22 protein-coding genes are annotated in these 18,480 nt (G+C 67.4%); 17 read left to right on the top strand and 5 right to left on the bottom strand.

Going from position 1 to position 18,480, the window contains the following annotated elements; all coding sequences use genetic code 11:
- Nucleotides 1-106: 106 nt before the first annotated feature.
- Together Q0672_RS03480 and hda are read right to left on the bottom strand one after the other, a co-directional pair.
- Nucleotides 107-769 (bottom strand): HAD family phosphatase, encoded by a 663-nt coding sequence (locus tag Q0672_RS03480; protein WP_153160927.1) that lies wholly within the window; start codon nucleotides 767-769, stop codon nucleotides 107-109.
- Between the two features lie 9 nt (nucleotides 770-778).
- Entirely contained in the window at nucleotides 779-1,459 is a 681-nt protein-coding gene (hda, locus tag Q0672_RS03475; protein ID WP_153160928.1) for a DnaA regulatory inactivator Hda, read from the bottom strand.
- 203 nt (nucleotides 1,460-1,662) lie between these two features.
- Here hda and purM point away from each other — a divergent pair, with 203 nt between their 5' ends.
- The 9 genes from purM to arsB all read left to right on the top strand — a co-directional run bounded on the left by purM (nucleotide 1,663) and on the right by arsB (nucleotide 8,593).
- Nucleotides 1,663-2,697 carry a phosphoribosylformylglycinamidine cyclo-ligase gene (gene purM, locus Q0672_RS03470; protein ID WP_298619724.1) on the top strand — a complete coding sequence of 345 codons (1,035 nt, stop codon included), beginning with the start codon at nucleotides 1,663-1,665 and terminating at the stop codon, nucleotides 2,695-2,697.
- Between the two features lie 162 nt (nucleotides 2,698-2,859).
- Nucleotides 2,860-3,252 carry an MbcA/ParS/Xre antitoxin family protein gene (locus tag Q0672_RS03465; protein WP_298619722.1) on the top strand — a complete coding sequence of 131 codons (393 nt, stop codon included), beginning with the start codon at nucleotides 2,860-2,862 and terminating at the stop codon, nucleotides 3,250-3,252.
- Nucleotides 3,249-3,947 carry an RES family NAD+ phosphorylase gene (locus tag Q0672_RS03460; protein WP_298619719.1) on the top strand — a complete coding sequence of 233 codons (699 nt, stop codon included), beginning with the start codon at nucleotides 3,249-3,251 and terminating at the stop codon, nucleotides 3,945-3,947. The genes Q0672_RS03465 and Q0672_RS03460 overlap by 4 nt, the downstream gene beginning before the upstream one ends.
- A gap of 63 nt (nucleotides 3,948-4,010) precedes the next feature.
- The gene (locus tag Q0672_RS03455) at nucleotides 4,011-4,382 is read left to right on the top strand and encodes a helix-turn-helix transcriptional regulator (RefSeq protein WP_298619717.1); all 372 of its coding nucleotides are present in this window, start codon (nucleotides 4,011-4,013) and stop codon (nucleotides 4,380-4,382) included.
- Between the two features lie 2 nt (nucleotides 4,383-4,384).
- Complete coding sequence (locus Q0672_RS03450; protein ID WP_298619715.1) at nucleotides 4,385-4,864, top strand: arsenate reductase ArsC; 480 nt, start codon at nucleotides 4,385-4,387, stop codon at nucleotides 4,862-4,864.
- Nucleotides 4,865-4,895: 31 nt separating this feature from the next.
- Nucleotides 4,896-5,252 (top strand): arsenite efflux transporter metallochaperone ArsD, encoded by a 357-nt coding sequence (gene arsD, locus Q0672_RS03445; RefSeq protein ID WP_153160934.1) that lies wholly within the window; start codon nucleotides 4,896-4,898, stop codon nucleotides 5,250-5,252.
- A 14-nt stretch (nucleotides 5,253-5,266) separates the two neighbouring features.
- Nucleotides 5,267-7,036, top strand: coding sequence for an arsenical pump-driving ATPase (gene arsA / locus Q0672_RS03440; protein WP_298619711.1), 1,770 nt, complete (start codon nucleotides 5,267-5,269; stop codon nucleotides 7,034-7,036).
- 1 nt (nucleotide 7,037) lies between these two features.
- Nucleotides 7,038-7,547 (top strand): arsenate reductase ArsC, encoded by a 510-nt coding sequence (locus Q0672_RS03435; protein WP_298619710.1) that lies wholly within the window; start codon nucleotides 7,038-7,040, stop codon nucleotides 7,545-7,547.
- Entirely contained in the window at nucleotides 7,544-8,593 is a 1,050-nt protein-coding gene (gene arsB, locus Q0672_RS03430) for an ACR3 family arsenite efflux transporter (protein WP_298619706.1), read from the top strand. Before Q0672_RS03435 ends, arsB begins: the two co-directional genes overlap by 4 nt.
- Nucleotides 8,594-8,675: 82 nt before the next feature.
- Here arsB and Q0672_RS03425 read toward each other — a convergent pair whose 3' ends face one another.
- Nucleotides 8,676-9,263 carry a Fe-Mn family superoxide dismutase gene (locus Q0672_RS03425; protein ID WP_153160938.1) on the bottom strand — a complete coding sequence of 196 codons (588 nt, stop codon included), beginning with the start codon at nucleotides 9,261-9,263 and terminating at the stop codon, nucleotides 8,676-8,678.
- Nucleotides 9,264-9,394: 131 nt separating this feature from the next.
- Entirely contained in the window at nucleotides 9,395-10,753 is a 1,359-nt protein-coding gene (gene xseA, locus Q0672_RS03420) for an exodeoxyribonuclease VII large subunit (protein ID WP_298619701.1), read from the bottom strand.
- Between the two features lie 299 nt (nucleotides 10,754-11,052).
- On the opposite strand from xseA, the gene Q0672_RS03415 reads away from it, so the two are divergent.
- The 8 genes from Q0672_RS03415 (at nucleotide 11,053) to Q0672_RS03380 (ending at nucleotide 17,821) form a co-directional block, all read left to right on the top strand.
- Nucleotides 11,053-11,658 carry a MotA/TolQ/ExbB proton channel family protein gene (locus tag Q0672_RS03415; protein WP_153160940.1) on the top strand — a complete coding sequence of 202 codons (606 nt, stop codon included), beginning with the start codon at nucleotides 11,053-11,055 and terminating at the stop codon, nucleotides 11,656-11,658.
- 10 nt (nucleotides 11,659-11,668) lie between these two features.
- On the top strand, nucleotides 11,669-12,091 hold the full coding sequence (locus Q0672_RS03410) for a biopolymer transporter ExbD (RefSeq protein ID WP_153160941.1): 423 nt from the start codon (nucleotides 11,669-11,671) through the stop codon (nucleotides 12,089-12,091).
- Between the two features lie 25 nt (nucleotides 12,092-12,116).
- A complete protein-coding gene (lpxK, locus tag Q0672_RS03405) occupies nucleotides 12,117-13,127 on the top strand; it encodes a tetraacyldisaccharide 4'-kinase (protein ID WP_298619696.1) in 1,011 nt (336 codons plus the stop codon).
- Nucleotides 13,108-13,296, top strand: coding sequence for a Trm112 family protein (locus Q0672_RS03400; RefSeq protein ID WP_141348759.1), 189 nt, complete (start codon nucleotides 13,108-13,110; stop codon nucleotides 13,294-13,296). The genes lpxK and Q0672_RS03400 overlap by 20 nt, the downstream gene beginning before the upstream one ends.
- Nucleotides 13,293-14,060, top strand: coding sequence for a 3-deoxy-manno-octulosonate cytidylyltransferase (kdsB, locus tag Q0672_RS03395; RefSeq protein ID WP_298619689.1), 768 nt, complete (start codon nucleotides 13,293-13,295; stop codon nucleotides 14,058-14,060). Before Q0672_RS03400 ends, kdsB begins: the two co-directional genes overlap by 4 nt.
- A 58-nt stretch (nucleotides 14,061-14,118) precedes the next feature.
- Nucleotides 14,119-14,772: an adenylate kinase gene (gene adk / locus Q0672_RS03390; protein ID WP_153160944.1), complete on the top strand. Its 654-nt coding sequence runs from the start codon at nucleotides 14,119-14,121 to the stop codon at nucleotides 14,770-14,772.
- Nucleotides 14,773-14,862: 90 nt separating this feature from the next.
- Nucleotides 14,863-16,128 carry a 6-phosphofructokinase gene (locus Q0672_RS03385; protein ID WP_298619686.1) on the top strand — a complete coding sequence of 422 codons (1,266 nt, stop codon included), beginning with the start codon at nucleotides 14,863-14,865 and terminating at the stop codon, nucleotides 16,126-16,128.
- On the top strand, nucleotides 16,118-17,821 hold the full coding sequence (locus Q0672_RS03380; RefSeq protein WP_298619683.1) for a gamma-glutamyltransferase family protein: 1,704 nt from the start codon (nucleotides 16,118-16,120) through the stop codon (nucleotides 17,819-17,821). The genes Q0672_RS03385 and Q0672_RS03380 overlap by 11 nt, the downstream gene beginning before the upstream one ends.
- A gap of 6 nt (nucleotides 17,822-17,827) precedes the next feature.
- Here Q0672_RS03380 and Q0672_RS03375 read toward each other — a convergent pair whose 3' ends face one another.
- Nucleotides 17,828-18,457 carry a YbhB/YbcL family Raf kinase inhibitor-like protein gene (locus Q0672_RS03375; protein ID WP_298619681.1) on the bottom strand — a complete coding sequence of 210 codons (630 nt, stop codon included), beginning with the start codon at nucleotides 18,455-18,457 and terminating at the stop codon, nucleotides 17,828-17,830.
- Nucleotides 18,458-18,480: the final 23 nt, after the last annotated feature.

The raw sequence follows: 18,480 nt of genomic DNA, 5'->3' as shown, positions 1-18,480 counted from the left end.
TGAGATATGGCTTCGGGGTTCAGGGCTGCGCGTGATTGGATGACGCAATCCTAACGGCCCGATGCCCGCGAACTTGAGCCGGCCGGAACGCCCGGCCGTGAGTGGTTTAACGCAGCGAGATCACCGGCCAGCCGTGATTGCCGGCGTGGGCCCGCAGGGTGTCGTCCGGGTCGACGGCCACCGGGTTGCCGACCTTGTTCATGAGCGGCAGATCGTTGTGGGAATCGCTGTAGAAGCTGCTTTTGGCGAAGCTCTCCCAGCACAGGCCGAGGCTTTCGAGCCAGGCTTCGACGCGCTCGATCTTGCCGGCCTTGAAGGCCGGGGTGCCGCGGGGCTTGCCGGTGAAGGCGCCGTCTTCCTGGGCCGGAATAGTGGCAACCAGGTGCGGGATGCCGAAGGCCCGGGCGATCGGGCCGGTGACGAAGCTGTTGGTGGCGGTGACGATGGCCACCACCGCGCCGGAATCCAGGTGCTGCTTAACCAGGGCCTGGGCCTTGGGCGTCATCATGGGGCGGACGCGGGTGTCCATGAACTCCTGGTGCCAGGCGTCGAGCTGGGCGCGGCTGTGGCGGGCCAGGGGTTTCAGCTGGAAGTCGAGGAACTCGAAGATGTCCAGCGTGCCGGCCTTGTACTGGTCGTAGAACTGCTGGTTGCGGGCTTCGTAGACTTCCTTGTCGAGCACGCCCTTGGAGATCAGGAATTGGGCCCACTCGAAATCCGAGTCGCCGGCGAGCAGGGTGTTGTCGAGATCGAAAAGTACGAGTTCCATGGTGTGCGCTTAAAGGGTCGGGTCGCGCTGCAGGACTTCCCGCAGCAGGGGCAGGGTGACGGCGCGTTTGCGTTCGAGCGAGGCGGCGTCGAGGGCGTCGAGGGTGCGCAGCAGGCTGGTGAGATCGCGCCGGCCGTGGCGCAGCAGGTATTGCACCAGCTCGGGTTCGAGGCGCAGCCCGCGGGTGGCGGCCTGGGCCTGGAGGATGGCGTTGCGGTCGTCGTCGGTGAGGCCCTTGACCTCGAAGATCAGGCTCTGGCCGATGCGGGTGCGCAGATCTTCGCGCAGCGCCAGCTGCAGCGGGGCCACCGCGCCGCTGGTGACGAGGGTCATCTTCTGGCCGCGGGCAGCGTTGAAGGCGCGGAACAGAGCGATCTGGGCGTCGGGGCCGAGGGCCTCCACGTCATCGACCGCCAGCAGCAGGCCGGGCGCTTCGGGCAGGGTGGCGCCGACATCGGCGGCCTGCAGGTAGCACGCGGGGCGGCCGGCCTGGGCGGCGGCGGTGACGACGCTCTTGAGCAGATGGCTGCGGCCGCTGCCGGCGTCGCCCCACAGGAAGAGGTGCTGGGGCACATCGGCCACGGGCACGGCTTCGTAGAGGGCGGCGAGCAGGTCGGCGTTGGCAGCGGCGACGAAATTTTCCAGCAGCGGCGGTGAGTCGGCGCGCAGGTCGAGGGTGAGTTGCTTCACGCGGATGGGGGCACGCGATTGTTGCGACGGCGCACCCGGCAGGGGCGGGCCGGCGACATTTCGGCTAAAATTCGGGTTTGTTTGCGTGGCAGGGGCCAAAACCCCGGCGCAAGGCCCGTTAATGTAGCCGGTTCCGGCGGGGTGCTCAATCCGATGAGCGTTCCCGGTGGCATCCGGACGCTTCTGAAGAGATCACAGAACCCATGAGTTCCCTTACTTATCGTGACGCCGGCGTGGACATCGATGCCGGCGATGCCCTGGTCGACCGCATCAAGCCCTTTGCCAAGCGCACCATGCGCCCGGAGGTGCTGGGCGGCATCGGCGGTTTCGGCGCCCTGTTCGAGATCTCCAAGAAGTTCAAGGAGCCGGTGCTGGTTTCCGGCACCGACGGCGTGGGCACCAAGCTCAAGCTGGCCTTCCAGCTCAACAAGCACGACACCGTCGGCCAGGATCTGGTGGCGATGAGCGTCAACGACATCCTGGTGCAGGGCGCCGAGCCGCTGTTCTTCCTCGACTACTTCGCCTGCGGCAAGCTCGATGTGGACACCGCCGCCACCGTCGTCCAGGGCATCGCCCAGGGCTGCGAGCTGTCCGGCTGTGCGCTGATCGGCGGCGAAACCGCCGAGATGCCGAGCATGTACCCCGATGGTGAATACGATCTCGCCGGCTTCGCGGTGGGCGCGGTCGACAAATGCAACCTCATCGACGGCTCCACCATCCGCCCGGGGGACGTGGTGCTGGGCCTCGCTTCCAGCGGCGCCCACTCCAACGGCTACTCCCTGATCCGCAAGGTCATCGAGATCGCCAAGCCGAACCTCGAAGGCGACTTCCACGGCCGCAAGCTGAAGGACGTCATCATGGAGCCGACCCGCATCTACGTGAAGTCGCTGCTCGCGCTGATGGAAAAGCGCGCCGGTCTCGTGAAGGGCATGGCCCACATCACCGGCGGCGGCCTGCTCGAAAACGTGCCCCGCGTGCTGGCCGACAACCTCACCGCCGTGCTGAAGAAGGACGCGTGGGAGATGCCCTACCTGTTCCAGTGGCTGCAGCACGCCGGCAACGTGGACGCCCAGGAGATGTACCGGGTGTTCAACTGCGGCGTCGGCATGGTGGTGATCGTTGCCGCTGAAGACGCCGAAATGGCCGCCGCCCAGCTGTGCTCCACCGGCGAGACGGTGTACAAGCTTGGCACCATCGAAGCCCGCGCCGAAGGCCAGGCCCAGACCGTGGTGGTGTAAGCGCCAGCGGGCTTGCCCGCACAAGGCAATGAAAAACGGGCCCGAGCGGCCCGTTTTTCATTGCTGCGCCTCCTCACTCATCTCTCCTCAATCCTCACGGCTTCACTGTTGCTTTTGAAACTTTCAGGGTTACAATTGCAACAACGCATCCCGGAGCCCATCATGAACGCCCCTCAAGCCGCCGTCACCGACGACATCGACCGCAAGGCCGTGGCAGGCATGCTGATGCAGCTCTTCGACCACTGGAAACTCAGCACCGAAGAGCAGCTCGACGCCCTCGGCTTTGCCACTTCCAATCGCGCCGTGCTGACGCGCTACCGCAAGGGCGAGGCCTTGTCGGGCAGCCGCGACACGCTGGAGCGGGCCGGCCACCTGCTGGGCATCCACAAGAACCTGCGGCTGCTCTTTCCCCATAACCGCGAGCTGGCCTATGCGTGGATGAAGACCCGCAACCGGGCCTTCGAGCACCGTTCGCCCATCGACGTGATCCGCGAGTTCGGCTTTGCCGGCCTGCTGATGGTGCTGGCCTACCTCGACCGGGCGCGTGGCCAGTGATCGACCCGATATTCGCCCAGGCGCGCCTCGCCGAAACCCACGGCGATCTGGTGCGCAACATCGTGTCGATCCGCGTCTCGCAGGATCTGTTCGACGACCTTTCCGACAACCCGGCCGACTGGCAGACGGCGATCAAGCTCGAGCTCGCCACCAAGCCGCGGATGTTCGTCTCGCCGGTGCCGGTGATCGACCGGCCCTTCGAGGACGCCCGCTGGAACGACGCCATCCACTATCCCTTCCGCCACTGGATGAAGAGCCGCTATTCCGACGGCAGCTTCGGCGTGTGGTACGGCGCCGATACGGTGGAGACCAGCGTCCACGAAACCGTGCATCACTGGCGCAGCGGGCTGCTGGACGACGCCGGCTTCACCCAGCCCGGTGTGCGCATCGACCGCAAGTGCTACCGGGTGCGCTGCGATGCGGCGCTGGTGGATCTGCGCCCCACGGCGCTGGCCTTTCCGGCGCTGGTCGATCCCGTCGATTACGGTCTGACCCACCAGGTGGGCGCGCGGCTGCACCGGGAAGGCCACCCCGGCCTCGTCACCGCCTCGGCTCGCTGCACTGGCGAGGTGTACGCGGTGCTGAACCCGGCGGTGCTGTCGGACCCGCGCCAGATGTGCTTCCTCACCTACACGACCACCGCCACCGGCATCGCGGTGGAGCGCGAGCCGGGCGGCGTGTGGATGCAGCTGTGAACCCCGGTGGGGTTTCACGGAATCTTCATTTCAATAGTTGTTGAAGCGTTGTATAGTTGCTGCATGGAAACCAGAACAGCAACCACGATCTTCGAATCCCTCTCGTCCGGCTGGCGGCTGGAAGCCTTCCGGCTGCTCGTCCGCCAGGGGCCGGAGGGCATGGTGGCGGGCGACATCGCCTCGGCGCTGGACATCTCGCCGTCCAGCCTGTCCTTCCACCTCAAGGCGCTGGCCCACGCCGGGCTAGTGTCGGTGGAGCAGGAGGGGCGCTTCCAGCGTTACCGGGCCAACATCCCGCTGATGCTCGATCTGATCGCCTATCTCACCGAAGAGTGCTGTTCCGGCCAGCCCGAAAAATGCGCCGACCTGCGGGCCGCCTCGTGCTGCCCCGAAGCCGTGCTGCCGCCCATCCCCGCCACCGACGGAAAACCCTGACCATGAACGTGCTGTTTCTGTGCACCGGCAATTCCTGCCGGTCGATCCTCGCCGAGGCCACCTTCAACCACCTGGCGCCGGCCGGCTGGCGAGCCCTGAGCGCCGGCAGCAAGCCCGCCGGCTACGTGCATCCCCGGTCGCTCGCGCTCTTGGCGCGGGAAGGCATCGCCACCGATGGCTACCACAGCAAATCGTGGGACGCGCTGCCCGTGACGCCGGACGTGGTGGTCACCGTGTGCGCCAGCGCCGCCGGCGAAACCTGCCCGGTTTATCTCGGCCCCGTGCTGCGCACCCACTGGGGCGTGGAAGATCCGGCCCACGCCACCGGTACCGACGCCGAGATCGACGCGGCCTTTGTCACCGCCTACCGCATCCTGCGCGCCCGCATCGAAGCCTTCCTGGCGCTGCCGCTGGAAACCCTCCAGCACGACCGCGCCGCGCTGAAGGCCGAGCTCGATCGCATCGGCCAGCTTTTGCCGTAATCCATATTTCAACATTATTAAGAACGTCAAAATGAAAACCCTCCAGATTTTCGATCCGGCCCTGTGTTGCAGCACCGGCGTGTGCGGTGTGGATGTGGATCAGGCCCTTGTGCAGTTCTCTGCCGATGTGGATTGGGCGCGCCAGCAGGGCGCCAGCGTCGAACGCTTCAATCTCGCCCAAGAGCCCCTGGCCTTTGCCGGCAACCCGGTGGTCAAGGGCTTCCTGGAGCGCTCCGGCGCCGAGGCGCTGCCGCTGGTGTTGCTGGATGGCGAAGTGGCGCTGGCCGGCCGCTACCCGGCCCGGGCCGAGATCGCCCGCTGGCTGGGCCTGGCCGACGTGGCGCCGGACGCGCCCAAGCCCTGCTGCAGCGGCAGCAAGTGCTGCTGAGCCCGGAGGCCGCCATGCAATTCCTCGAGGCGCTGCCGCGCTTTGTGTTCTTCACCGGCAAGGGCGGGGTGGGCAAGACCTCCATCGCCTGCGCCACCGCCATCGACCTCGCCGCCCGCGGCCGGCGCGTGCTGCTGGTGAGCACCGACCCGGCCTCCAACGTGGGGCAGGTTTTTGGCGTGGAGATCGGCAACCGGATCACGCCGATCCCCGCGGTGCCCAACCTCTCGGCCCTCGAGATCGACCCGCAGGCGGCCGCCCAGGCTTACCGCGACCGCATCGTCGGGCCGGTGCGCGGGCTCTTGCCCGACAGCGTGGTGAAGGGCATCGAGGAGCAGCTATCCGGCGCCTGCACCACCGAGATCGCCGCCTTTGACGAATTCACCGGGCTGCTGGTGGATTCCAGCCTGACCCACGACTACCAGCACATCGTCTTCGACACCGCGCCCACCGGCCACACCATCCGCCTGCTGCAGCTGCCCGGCGCGTGGAGCGGCTTTCTCGAGGCAGGGAAGGGCGACGCTTCCTGCCTCGGCCCGCTGGCCGGGCTGGAGAAGCAGCGCAGCCAGTACAAGGCGGCGGTGGATGCGCTGGCCGATGGCGCGCGCACCCGGCTGGTGCTGGTGGCCCGCGCCCAGCAGGCCACCCTGCGCGAAGTGGCGCGCACCCACGACGAGCTCGCCGCCATCGGCATCGACCGGCAGTTCCTGGTCATCAACGGCCTATTGCCGGCGGGCGAGGCGGAGGGCGACCCGCTCGCCGCCGCGATCTTCGCCCGGGAGCAGGCGGCTCTCGCCGCGATGCCCGCCGGGCTCGCCGGCCTGCCCACCGACTGGATCGCCCTCAAGCCCTTCAACCTGGTGGGGCTGGACGCGCTGCGCCAGCTCTTCGCGCCCGCGGATCGGGCTGATGACGAGGCGCCGGTGCCGCCGCCCGCCGCACCGGACATCGCCGGGCTGGTGGATGGCATCGCCGCCGACGGCCACGGGCTGGTGATGCTGATGGGCAAGGGTGGCGTCGGCAAGACGACCCTCGCCGCGGCGGTGGCGGTGGAGCTCGCCCGGCGCGGCCTGCCGGTGCATCTCACCACATCCGACCCGGCCGCCCACCTGGCCGAGACGCTGGAAGGCTCGCTGGATCAGCTCACCGTCAGCCGCATCGACCCGGCTGCCGAGACCGAACGCTACCGCCAGCATGTGCTCGACACCCAGGGCGCCAAGCTCGACGCCCAGGGCCGGGCGCTGCTGGAGGAAGACCTGCGCTCGCCCTGCACCGAGGAGATCGCCGTCTTCCAGGCCTTCTCCCGGATCATCCGCGAGGCGGGGCGCAAGTTTGTGGTGATGGACACCGCGCCCACCGGCCACACCCTGCTGCTCCTCGACGCCACCGGCGCCTATCACCGGGAGATCGTGCGCCAGATGGGCAGCGGCACCGCCCACTTCACCACGCCGATGATGCAGCTCCAGGACCCGAAGCGGACCAAGGTGCTGATCGTGACCCTGGCCGAGACCACGCCGGTGCTCGAGGCCGCCAACCTACAGGCCGACCTGCGCCGCGCCGGCATCGAGCCGTGGGCGTGGGTCATCAACAACAGCGTGGCCGCGGCCGGGCCGAGGTCGGCGCTGCTGCGTCGGCGCGCCCGCAACGAGCTGGCCGAGATCGAAAATGTGGCCACCCGCCACGCCAGCCGCTACGCCCTGGTGCCGCTGCTGCGCGACGAGCCGGTGGGCGTGGAACGTCTTTGCCAAATGGTCCGCCGGACCCAAGCCAACCAAGGAGCGTGACATGTCGGACAAGATCTACAACGTGCTTTTCCTGTGCACCGGCAATTCGGCCCGGAGCATTCTCGCCGAGGCCATCCTCAACAAGGTGGGCGAGGGGCGCTTCCGGGCCTTCAGCGCCGGCAGCCACCCGGCGGGACAGGTCAATCCGCTGGCCATCGAACTCCTGAAGCGCAACCACATGCCCACCGAGGGGCTGCGCAGCAAGAGCTGGGACGAGTTTGCCGGCCCTGATTCGCCGCATCTCGATTTCGTGTTCACCGTGTGCGACAACGCCGCCGGCGAGGTGTGCCCGGTGTGGCCCGGTCAGCCGATGACGGCCCATTGGGGGCTGGAAGACCCGGCGGCTGTCGAGGGCTCGGTCGAAGCCAGGCAGCACGCCTTCTCCCAGGCGTTGCTGATCCTCCATCGGCGCATCTCGCTGTTTGCCAGCCTGCCCATTGCCAAGCTGGACGGCATGGCGCTCAAGCACGAGCTCGACGAGATCGGCCGTGGTCATCGAGGTGAATCGTGAGTGAAGTAAGCCGCAAACTGTCTTTCCTCGACCGTTACCTGACGGTCTGGATATTTGCCGCCATGGCGCTGGGCGTGGCCTTGGGCAATCTGGTGCCGGGCATCGAAGGGGCGATCAACCACTTTCAGGTGGGCACCACCAACATCCCCATCGCCATCGGGCTGATCCTGATGATGTACCCGCCCTTTGCCAAGGTGCGCTACGAGGAGCTGCCCGACGTCTTCTGCGACCGCAAGGTGCTGGGCCTGTCGCTGGTGCAGAACTGGGTGATCGGGCCGGTGCTGATGTTTGCGCTGGCGGTGATCTTCCTGCCCGACAAGCCGGAGTACATGGTTGGGCTGATCCTCATCGGGCTGGCCCGCTGCATCGCGATGGTGATCGTGTGGAACGAGATCGCCAAGGGTTCGACCGAATACGCCGCCGGGCTGGTGGCCTTCAACTCGATCTTCCAGGTGCTGTTCTACAGCGTGTATGCGTGGTTCTTCGTGACGGTGCTGCCGCCGCTGTTCGGGCTGACCGGGGTGGTGGTGGATATCTCCATCGGCCAGATCGCCGAGAGCGTGCTGATCTACCTGGGCATCCCCTGCGTGGCCGGGGTGCTCACCCGGGTGGTGATGCTGCGCTACGTATCCAAGGAGTGGTACCACAGCCGCTTCGTGCCGAAGATCGGGCCGATCACCCTGGTGGCGCTGCTGTTCACCATCGTGGTGATGTTTGCCCTGAAGGGCCGGATGATCGTCACCATCCCGATGGATGTGGTGCGCATCGCAATCCCGCTCTTGATCTACTTCGTGGTGATGTTCTTCGCGTCGTTTGCGATGAGCCGCAAGGCCGGGGCGGGTTACGGCAAGTGCACGACGCTGTCCTTCACCGCGGCCAGCAACAACTTCGAGCTGGCGATTGCGGTGGCGGTGGCGGTGTATGGCATCGACTCGGGCGCGGCCTTCGCGGCGGTGATCGGGCCCCTGGTCGAGGTGCCGGTGATGATCGGGCTGGTCAATGTGTCGCTGTGGCTGCAGCGGCGCTGGTTCACGGCGGCAGCCTGATCGCCGCCAGGCGGCAGACGTGAAAAAGCCCCGGGGAGGTGACCCTCCCCGGGGCTTTTTGCTGCGCTGATTCAGCCGGCGATCAGGCGAAGTTCGCGGAGGCGAAATCCCAGTTGGCCAGGCTGGCCAGGAAGGTTTCGACGAACTTCGGACGCAGGTTGCGGTAGTCGATGTAGTAGGCGTGTTCCCACACGTCGATGGTCAGCAGCGGCTTGCCTTCGCCGGTCTTCAGCGGGTTGCCCGCGGCGCCGGTGTTGACGATGTCGACGCTGCCGTCAGCCTTCTTGACCAGCCAGGTCCAGCCGGAACCGAAGTTGCCCACGGCGGAAGCCTGGAAAGCCTTCTTGAACTCGTCGAAGGAGCCCCACTTGGCGTTGATGGCGTCGGCCAGCGCGCCGGTCGGAGCGCCGCCGCCGTTCGGCTTCATGCAGCTCCAGAAGAAGGTGTGGTTCCAGACCTGGGCGGCGTTGTTGTAGATGCCGCCAGCCGGGGCCTTCAGGAAGGTTTCTTCGATGGACAGGTTCTCGTACTCGGTGCCGGCGACGAGGTTGTTCAGATTGACCACGTAGGCGTTGTGGTGCTTGGCGTAGTGGTAATCGAAGGTCTCTTCGGACAGGTGCGGAACCAGCGCGTTCTTGGCGTAGGGCAGTTCGGGCAGGGTGTGAGCCATTGATGTTCTCCGGGTTTTGGTTGGGGTTTCAATTGCCCGACTATTCTAGTCGGGATTTGATTCACTGCACAATCGGACGCGGCCAGACCTCATCCGGCTGCCGCTGCACCATGCGTTATTTTGCACCGGGTTCAGCCTTTTTTGCTGTTCACCGTTGCATCGACCTCGCCGACGTGGAATTCGACCCGGATACGCGAACCGGGTTCAAGGCTCGCCGCGTCCCGCACGATCCCGCCGTCGGCGTCGCGGGTGATGCTGTAGCCGCGCGCCAGCACGCCCTTCGGATCGAGGTGGGAGAGGTGCTGGCCGAGGGCGTCGAGGCGATTCTGCTGGCGCTGGATGAGGCTGCGTCCGGCGCGCTCCAGCCGCGCAGCGAGGGTGTCGACGGTGCGCTTGCGGGCGGCCAGATCGGGCCGGCGGGCAGTGAGGTGCAACCCCAGCGCGGTGGTTCGGGCCTGGCTGGCGGCAAGCTGGCGCTGGATGCGGGCCTGCAGGCGCTGCTCCAGGTTGCCCAGGCGCAGGCGGGCCTGCTCGATGCGCTGGCGCGGGTGGGTGAGCCGCGCGGCAGCCCGGTCGAGACGCTGGGCGGCGGTCTCGAAGCGCCGCTGCATGGCGCGGCAGATGCGCATCGACAGGCGTTCCAGGTGATCCCGCAGATCCACGAAGCCCGCGCTGGTGATCTCGGCGGCGGCGGTGGGCGTGGCGGCGCGCAGGTCGGCGGCGAAGTCGGCGATGCTCACGTCGGTCTCGTGGCCGACGCCGACCACCACCGGCAGCGGGCAGGCGCGGATCGCCCGGGCCACGGCTTCGTCATTGAAGGCGGCGAGGTCTTCCAGGCTGCCGCCACCGCGCACCAGCAGCAGCACGTCGTTGCCGTCGGCTGCAGCCCGGGCGCCGGCCCGGCGGATCGCCGCGGCGATGCGGGCGGGGGCCCCGTCGCCCTGGACGAGGGTGGGATACAGGCACAGCGGCAGGTGCGGAGCGCGTCGGGCAAAGGCCGCGATCACGTCCTGCCAGGCGGCAGCCTGGGGTGAGGTGACCACCGCGACGCCGCGGGGAAAGCGGGGCAGGGGGCGCTTGATCGCCGGATCGAACAGCCCTTCGGCTTCCAGCCGCGCCTTGAGGCGGAGGAAGGCTTCATACAGGTTGCCCACGCCAGCGTGGCGCACTGACTCGACATTGAGCTGGTAGTCACCCCGGGGCTCGAAGAGGGTGACGAGGGCGCGCACTTCCACCCGCATCCCGTGCTCGAGTTTGAAAGGAAGCATCTGCGCGCGGTTGCGCCACATGGTGCAGCGCACCTGTGCGTCGGCATCCTTGAGGGTGAAGTAGAGATGGCCGGAGGCGGCGCGGGTGAGGGTGGAGATCTCACCGCCGACCCATAAAAGGGGGATGCTGCCCTCCAGCGCCTCGCGCGCGGCGCGGTTGAGCCATGAGACGGAAACGACTTCGCCGGGCTTGACTTCTGCAGAATTTCGGAGGGGGTTCATGGGCGCGGATTCTACCGGAATCCACATGTACCTCTGATCCACGTCAAAAAAAACCGGCCGCCGGGCTTGACTTGGGTTAAAAGTTGTAAGTTGTTGATTTTAAACGAAAGTGCTTGTCGCTTAATTTTTGACCCGAGTAGGAAAAAGCCTTACCCGCTGCGGGTTTAGGGTGTTCGCCGGGCAACAATCCACAAAGTTATCCACAGATTTTGTGGATTGTCCTGAGCGCGTTTCGTGTTGCTCTCCTCCCGAGGGCAGGTTACATTCTCGGGCTTCGTACGATTCGCAGGAGTCCTCGCGTGTTCGCCATTCTTCAGGCTGCCGGCTGGCCAATCTGGCCCTTGTTGTTTGCTTCCATCGTTGCCGTGGCGCTGATCATCGAGCGGCTCTTGACGCTGCGCCGCAGCAAGATTCTTCCCGATGGCCTGCTCGAAAAGGTCGTGGCTGAATTGCGTCAGACCGGCGCAACCCCCGAGATGATCAACCGCGTGGCCCTCAGTTCGCCGATGGGCCGGGTGTTCGCGGCCGGCCTGCGCAACATGCGCAGCTCCCGCGAGGTGATGAAGGAATCCATCGAAGAGGCCGGCCGCGCCGTGACTCACGATCTGGAGCGCTTCCTCACCACCCTCGGCACCATCGCCTCGATCAGCCCGCTGATGGGCCTGTTCGGCACCGTGGTCGGGATGATCGAGATCTTCGGTTCCCAGACGCCGGGCGGTTCCAACCCCCAGCAGCTGGCCCACGGCATCTCCATCGCGCTGTACAACACAGGCTTCGGTCTGGTCATCGCGATGCCGAGCATGATCTTCTGGCGCCACTTCCGTGCCACCGTCGATGGCTTCGTGATCGAGATGGAGCAGCAGGCGATCCGTCTCGTCGAAGTGGTTCACGGCGAACGTCGCTGAGGCAGATCCCATGAATTTCGGCCGTGGCCGCTCCCGCGAGGAGCCGGAGATCAACTTGATCCCCATGATCGACGTGCTGCTGGTGATCATCATCTTCCTGATGCTCACCACCACCTATTCGCGCTTTGCCGGGCTGGAGATCAACCTGCCCACGGCCGACGCCCAGGCCAGCAACGAGAAGGCCGTCGAGGTGAACGTGGCCGTCACCGCCACTGGCGAGGTTGTCATCAACAAGCGTGCCGTCAGTGGCACCGGCATACCGGCCATTGCTGCGGCGATGCAGGCGGTGGTGCCGGCCGGCGCCAAGGATCCGGTGGTCATCATCAATGCCGACGCCAAGGCGGCCCACCAGCGCGTGATCGACGTGATGCAGGCGGCCCAGCAGGCTGGCCTGGTGCACATCTCCTTCGCCACCCAGGCGGCCCAGCGCTAATCCTTTTCCGTCTCCTTTCTTCTCCATGCCACGCAGCGCCCCCGGCTTCTGGCAGCACCGCGGGGCGGCGGCATGGAGCCTGCTTCCCCTTTCACTTTTCTTTGGCCTGCTCGCCGGTGCGCGTCGCGGGCTGTTCGCCCTCGGGCTGAAAAAAGCCGAACGGCTGTCGGTGCCGGTCGTGGTGGTGGGCAACATCGCGGTAGGAGGCAGCGGCAAGACGCCGATCGCCCTGTGGCTGGCGGCCGAACTCCGCGCTCGTGGTCGGCGGCCGGGTATCGTCAGTCGCGGGTACGGCGGCACGGTCGAGGGCGTCGCAGAGGTGCCCGTGGGTGGCGACCCAACTCGCTTTGGCGACGAGCCGGTGCTGATGGCAGCGGCGTCCGGCTGCCCGGTTTTTGTCGGGCGCGATCGCCCGGCGGCGGGGCGGGCGCTGCTCGCAGTGCATCCCGATGTGGACGTGCTGATCGCCGACGACGGCCTGCAGCATTACCGGCTGGCCCGGGACGTGGAAATCGTGGTGGTGGACGAGGCAACCCTCGGCAACCGCCTGCGCCTGCCCGCCGGCCCGCTGCGCGAAGGCGTCGGGCGGCTGAGCGAGGCGACGGTCATCCTTGCCCACGGTGGGCTCTCGGCCGATCTGGCGGCAGCGGTGAAGCCGGTGCCGGTGTTTGATTTCCATCTCGTCGGCGGCGCTTTCGAGCGCGTAGGCAAACGGGCCGAGCACTGCCTGCCGGCCGATCTGAAGGGGCGGCGCGTCCACGCGATGGCCGGCATTGGGCGGCCCGAGCGCTTCTTTGCCCAGCTCGAGGCCATGGGCCTGGCCATCGAACGTCGGCCATTCGCCGATCACCACGCCTTCACTGCCGCCGATGTGGCGGTGCCGCATGGCGATGTGCTTCTGATGACCGAGAAGGATGCGGTAAAATGCGCGCCTTTCGCCCCGGCTGACAGCTGGGTGTGGCCGGTCCGGGCGCAGCTTGCGCCGGGCGCGGCAGAACTGATTGTGGAGAAGATCGATGGATCCCCGACTGCTTGAAATCCTGGTTTGCCCCATCACCAAGGGCCCGCTCGACTTCCACAAGGACAAGCAGGAGCTGTGGAGCGTCAGCGCCCGGCTGGCCTACCCCATCCGCGACGGCATCCCGGTGATGCTCGAAGAAGAAGCCCGCCCCCTGACCGAAGAAGAACTCGCCCAGGCCCGATGAGCGTCCCGTTCAAGATCGTCATCCCGGCCCGCCATTCGTCGAGCCGGCTGCCGGGCAAACCGCTGCTGGACATCGCCGGCAAGCCGATGGTCCTGCGCGTGCTCGACCGGGCCGTGCAGGCCGGTGCCGACGAAGTGTGGGTGGCCACCGATCACAGCGGCATCGCCGAGGTGGTCGAAGCGGCCGGCGGCAAGGTGATCCTCACCTCCGCCGATCATCCCTCCGGCACCGACCGCCTCGCCGAAGTTGCGACGCAACTGGGCTGGGCCGATCACACCCTTGTTGTGAATGTGCAGGGCGACGAGCCACTGATTCCGCCGCAACTCATCGCCGATGCCGCCGCCGCGCTCGCCGCCGATCCGGCCGCCGCCATCGCCACCGCCTGCCATCCCCTCGAATCCGTCGACGAGTTCTTCAACCCGAACGTCGTCAAGGTGGTGATGGGGGCCGATGGACGCGCGCTGTATTTCTCCCGGGCACCGATCCCCTGGGCGCGGGATGCCTTCGCCGCCGACCGCAGCACGCTGCCCGCCGGGTTGCCGGCTTTCCGGCACATCGGCCTGTACGCCTACCGGGCGGGTTTTCTCAAGCGCTATTCCACGCTCGCGGCTTCGCCGCTGGAGCAGTGGGAAGCCCTCGAACAGCTGCGGGCAATGGCCTACGGCTTCCCGATCCAGGTCATGGTGCTCGATCACGCGCCGCCCGCGGGCGTCGATACCGCCGACGATCTCGAGCGGGTCCGCCGCGTGTTTGACCTTACGTAAGTTTCAAGTTAAGTTCGTTGTTCCACATCGCTGCGACAATAACCAGAGGAGGGTAAGCATGCGTCTGATTCTGTTGGGACCGCCGGGAGCCGGCAAGGGCACTCAAGCCAATTACATCAAGGAAAAATTCGGTATTCCGCAGATTTCCACCGGCGACATGCTGCGTGCGGCCGTCAAGGCCGGCACCCCGCTGGGTATCGAAGCCAAGAAGGTCATGGATGCCGGCGGCCTCGTGTCCGACGACATCATCATTGGTCTGGTCAAGGATCGTCTGAAGGAGGCCGACTGCCAGTCCGGCTACATGTTCGACGGCTTCCCGCGCACCATTCCGCAGGCCGAGGCCATGAAAGCCGCTGGCGTGCCCATCGATTTCGTGCTCGAGATCGACGTGCCGGACGAGGAAATCATCGGCCGTATGTCCGGTCGCCGTGTTCACGTGGCTTCCGGCCGTACTTATCACGTCAAGTTCAACCCGCCCAAGGTTGAAGGCAAGGACGACGAAACTGGTGAGCCGCTGATCCAGCGCGACGACGACAAGGAAGAAACCGTCAAGAAGCGTCTGGACGTGTATCACTCCCAGACCAAGCCGCTGGTGGCCTACTATTCGGATTGGGCTGCGAACGGCGAGCCGAACGCTCCGCAGTATCGCAAGATCGCTGGTCTTGGCAAGGTCGAGGAAATCCGCGATCGCGCCTTTGACGCACTGAAGTAAGCGCTCCGCGCGCAGCATCAGGGCCGGCCTTCACAGCCGGCCCTTTTCATTTCTGGGCGGCGAACGTCGGTTCGCTGCACGGTGGATGCGATGACAGCAAACCCGCTTCACGGAAATCTCCTCTATGCCCAGTCGGGCGGCGTCACCGCCGTCATCAACGCGTCTGCGGCGGGCGTGATCGACGAGGCCCGATCCCACGCGGACCGCATCGGCCGCGTGCTGGCCGCGCGCAACGGCATTCTCGGCGTGCTGCGCGAGACGCTGGTGGATACCGCCGGGATCAGCGACGCGGATCTCGGGCGCCTGCGTGCCACGCCGGGCGGCGCGTTCGGTTCGTGCCGCTTCGATCTCGACCCGCTCGAGCGCAACCCGGCCCAGTACGACCGGCTGTTTGCGGTGCTGGCAGCCCACGACGTGCGCTACTTTTTGTACAACGGCGGCAACGGGTCGATGGAAACCTGCCGCCAGATCCAGACCGCCGCCGACGCCCGGGGTTATCCGCTCAGCGTGGTGGGTGTGCCCAAGACGGTGGATAACGACATCGTCGGCACCGATTGCTGCCCGGGTTTCGGCTCCGCTGCCAAGTATCTGGCCACCTCCGTCCGCGAAGTGGGGCTGGATCTCGCCGCGATGACCACCAACGACGGCCGCGCCTTCGTGCTGGAGGTGATGGGGCGCAACGCCGGCTGGCTCGCCGCGGCCTGCGCCCTGGCCGCCGAGGACGCCGACGCCGCGCCGCACCTCATCCTGCTGCCTGAGGTCGCCTTCAATGAGGCGGCCTTCCTGGCGCGGGTGAAGGCGGTGGTGGAGCGGGTCGGCGCCTGCGCGGTGGTGGTGGCGGAAGGCATCTGCGGGCCCGACGGCAAGGTGCTGGCGATGCAGGATCGCAACCAGAAGGGCTACATCCAGCTCGGCGGCGCCGGCGAGGTGGTGGCCGAGCGCATCCACGCCTGCCTTGGCTACAAAGTGCATTACGCGCTGGCGGACTACCTGCAGCGTTCGGCCCGGCATCTGGCCTCCAAGACCGACACGGCCCAGGCGGCGGCGGTGGGCAAGGCAGCGGTGCGGCGCGCGCTGGCGGGGCAGCAGGGCGTGGTGGGGATAGAACGGCTCGCCGATTCGCCCTACCGCTGGCGCACCAACCTGTCGCCCTTCGAGGCGGTGGGCAACCTGGAACGTCGGCTGCCGGCCGAGTTCATCGCGGCGGACGGCTTTGGCGTCACCGACGCCTTCCGGCGCTGGTGCCGACCGCTGATCGAAGGCGAGGACTGGCCCCGCTTTGCCGGCGGGCTGCCGGATTACCTGCGCCTCCAGTTGCCTCTGGTCCCGGCCTGCCTGCCCGCCTATGCGCCTTGATGGCGTGCTGCTGACGCTGGGCCTGGTCGCCTTGGGCGTCCGGGCCGAGCTTCCGCCGCCGCCGGAGATCGCGGCCGGTTTCGCGCTTTCACCGCCCGCCGCGGGCACGCGCTTCATGGCGGTCACCGCCAATCCCCACGCCACCGACGCCGCCGTCGCCGTCCTGCGGCAAGGCGGGTCGGCACTGGATGCGGCGATCGCCGCGCAGATGGTGCTGGGCGTGGTCGAGCCCCAGTCGTCGGGCATCGGCGGCGGTGGGCTGCTGATGCACTTCGATGCCCGCAGCCGCCGGATCGACGCTTGGGATGGACGGGAGACCGCGCCGCTGGCGGCATCCCGTTTCCCTTTCACCGATGGGTCGCGCACGCCGCTGGGCTTTCTCGATGCAGCGCGCGATCCGCGGGCCGTCGGCACGCCGGGCTTGGTGGCGATGCTCGCTGCGGCCCATGCCAAGTCTGGCCGCCTGCCCTGGGCGCGGCTGTTCGAGCCGGCGATCCGGCTGGCGGAAGTCGGCTTTGCGGTGTCGCCACGCCTGCATCGGCTGCTCGCCCACGAGGGCCGCTTTGCCGATCCGGCGCTTCAGGCCCATTTCTTTGATGCCGACGGGCAAGCGTGGCCGGTGGGTCATCGTCTGCGCAATCCGGCCCTCGCCGACAGCCTGCGGCGCATTGCGGCCGAAGGCCCGGAGGCGCTGCGTCGGGGAACTCTGGCCAAGGCGATCAGCGATGCGGTGCGGGGTGGTTTGCCGGCCGACGTGGCGGATGCGCGCGGGCTGCTCGGCCGGCGGGATCTGCTGGCGTACGCGCCGACCCGCCGGGAAGCCCTGTGCCGGCCGTTTCGTGGTTACCGCGTGTGCGGCTTTCCGCCACCGAGTTCCGGTGCGACAACGGTGCTGGCGATGCTCGGAATCTGGCGCGCATTGCCTGCGGGTGTGCCGCAGGATTCGACCGTCTTCGCCCACCACTTCGCCGAAACCGGCCGGCTGGCCTACGCCGACCGGGCGGGGTGCGTGGGCGATCCGGCGTTCCATCCGGTGCCGGTGGCGGCGCTGCTGGACGTGCGCTACCTCGCCCGGCGGGCGGCCTTGGTGGGCGAGATGGCCGGCCCGGCGCGGCGGTCGGCGGGCATCGACTGCGCAGCGCCCGGCGAGGAGGGCGAGCGGCCGTCCACGACGCATCTTTCCATCGTCGATGGGGCCGGCAACGGGGTGGCGCTCACGTCGTCCATCGAGGACGCCTTCGGCAACCGGCGGATGGCCGGTGGCTTTCTGCTCAACAACCAGCTCACGGATTTCTCGACGGACGGCGCCAACCGGCTGCAGGCGGGCAAGCGCCCGCGCAGCTCGATGGCGCCGACGCTGGTGTTCGACCGGCAGGGCCGGCTCTATGCGGTGCTTGGTTCACCGGGCGGCAGCCAGATTCCCAACTACGTGGCCCAGGCGCTGCTGGGTTTGCTGGAAGGTGGCTTGACTCCGGCACAGATCGTGAGCCAGCCGCGCCTGGGCAGCCGCAACGGCCCGACGGAAGTGGAGCGCGGCCGGATGGCGAAGGACGTGATCGACGGTTTGCGGACCCGCGGGCACATGCTGCGCGAGATGGACATGACCAGCGGCATTGCGCTGGTGGTGCGCAGTGGAAAGGGCTGGATCGGTGCGGCCGACCCGCGCCGGGAAGGGCGGGCCGGCGGAGAGTGATGCCCGTTACGCCGGGATGGCGGGGTTGAGGCTGTAGCTGACGGTGAGGCTGGCCTGGGCCAGGATGTGACCGGCGATGGCATCGCGCACCTGCTGGCCGGTGAAGATGCCCTCGACCGGCACGCGGGGGATGTCCAGGGCGAACACGGTGAACACGTAGCGGTGGCGGATGGAGTCATTCCACGGCGGGCAGGGGCCGTCGTAGCCGAAGTAGTTGCCTTTCATCTGCTCGTCGCCAGCAAACCAGCCGGTGTAGTCGTTGATGCCGTGCCGGCCGCCGCCGGGCGCGTCCGGGCCGGGCTTGCCGCGGGCGGTGACGCCGCTGGACTGGGCGCCGGCTTCGATGGACGTGGCGCCGGCGGGCAGGTCGATGAGCACCCAGTGGAAGAAGTCGACCCGGGGCAGGTCGGCCGGCACGCTGCGGCCTTCCTGGTTGACATCGTCGCCGCGGCTGGGTACGTCGGGGTCGTGGCAGATCACCGCGAAACTCTGGGTGCCGGCGGGGGCGCCGCTCCAGGCAAGCTGCGGGTTGCGGTTGGTGCTGAGGGCTACATGGCCCTCGGCTGCGGGCACGCAGAAGGCGAATTCGCCGGCGATGGGGGTGCCGTCGGTCAGGCTCTGGCTGGTCAGTTGCATGCTGATGTCTCCGGGTTGTTCTT

Origin of the sequence: uncultured Zoogloea sp. (assembly GCF_937894855.1) — a bacterium.
GTDB classification, from domain to species: domain Bacteria; phylum Pseudomonadota; class Gammaproteobacteria; order Burkholderiales; family Rhodocyclaceae; genus Zoogloea; species Zoogloea oryzae.
Note: the sequence above shows the minus strand (reverse complement) of the source record. Positions and strands in the feature narration are given on the sequence as shown.

What these genes read in the sequence shown, in the direction of transcription:
- Q0672_RS03400 (WP_141348759.1), top strand. Translation starts at nt 13,108, where the DNA reads ATGGATCCCCGACTGCTTGAAATCCTGGTTTGCCCCATCACCAAGGGC.
- Q0672_RS03425 (WP_153160938.1), bottom strand. Translation starts at nt 9,263, where the DNA reads ATGGCTCACACCCTGCCCGAACTGCCCTACGCCAAGAACGCGCTGGTT.
- xseA (WP_298619701.1), bottom strand. Translation starts at nt 10,753, where the DNA reads ATGAACCCCCTCCGAAATTCTGCAGAAGTCAAGCCCGGCGAAGTCGTT.
- purM (WP_298619724.1), top strand. Translation starts at nt 1,663, where the DNA reads ATGAGTTCCCTTACTTATCGTGACGCCGGCGTGGACATCGATGCCGGC.
- arsA (WP_298619711.1), top strand. Translation starts at nt 5,267, where the DNA reads ATGCAATTCCTCGAGGCGCTGCCGCGCTTTGTGTTCTTCACCGGCAAG.
- Q0672_RS03410 (WP_153160941.1), top strand. Translation starts at nt 11,669, where the DNA reads ATGAATTTCGGCCGTGGCCGCTCCCGCGAGGAGCCGGAGATCAACTTG.
- adk (WP_153160944.1), top strand. Translation starts at nt 14,119, where the DNA reads ATGCGTCTGATTCTGTTGGGACCGCCGGGAGCCGGCAAGGGCACTCAA.
- kdsB (WP_298619689.1), top strand. Translation starts at nt 13,293, where the DNA reads ATGAGCGTCCCGTTCAAGATCGTCATCCCGGCCCGCCATTCGTCGAGC.
- lpxK (WP_298619696.1), top strand. Translation starts at nt 12,117, where the DNA reads ATGCCACGCAGCGCCCCCGGCTTCTGGCAGCACCGCGGGGCGGCGGCA.
- Q0672_RS03455 (WP_298619717.1), top strand. Translation starts at nt 4,011, where the DNA reads ATGGAAACCAGAACAGCAACCACGATCTTCGAATCCCTCTCGTCCGGC.
- Q0672_RS03465 (WP_298619722.1), top strand. Translation starts at nt 2,860, where the DNA reads ATGAACGCCCCTCAAGCCGCCGTCACCGACGACATCGACCGCAAGGCC.
- Q0672_RS03480 (WP_153160927.1), bottom strand. Translation starts at nt 769, where the DNA reads ATGGAACTCGTACTTTTCGATCTCGACAACACCCTGCTCGCCGGCGAC.
- Q0672_RS03435 (WP_298619710.1), top strand. Translation starts at nt 7,038, where the DNA reads ATGTCGGACAAGATCTACAACGTGCTTTTCCTGTGCACCGGCAATTCG.
- Q0672_RS03375 (WP_298619681.1), bottom strand. Translation starts at nt 18,457, where the DNA reads ATGCAACTGACCAGCCAGAGCCTGACCGACGGCACCCCCATCGCCGGC.
- Q0672_RS03385 (WP_298619686.1), top strand. Translation starts at nt 14,863, where the DNA reads ATGACAGCAAACCCGCTTCACGGAAATCTCCTCTATGCCCAGTCGGGC.
- Q0672_RS03450 (WP_298619715.1), top strand. Translation starts at nt 4,385, where the DNA reads ATGAACGTGCTGTTTCTGTGCACCGGCAATTCCTGCCGGTCGATCCTC.
- Q0672_RS03380 (WP_298619683.1), top strand. Translation starts at nt 16,118, where the DNA reads ATGCGCCTTGATGGCGTGCTGCTGACGCTGGGCCTGGTCGCCTTGGGC.
- arsD (WP_153160934.1), top strand. Translation starts at nt 4,896, where the DNA reads ATGAAAACCCTCCAGATTTTCGATCCGGCCCTGTGTTGCAGCACCGGC.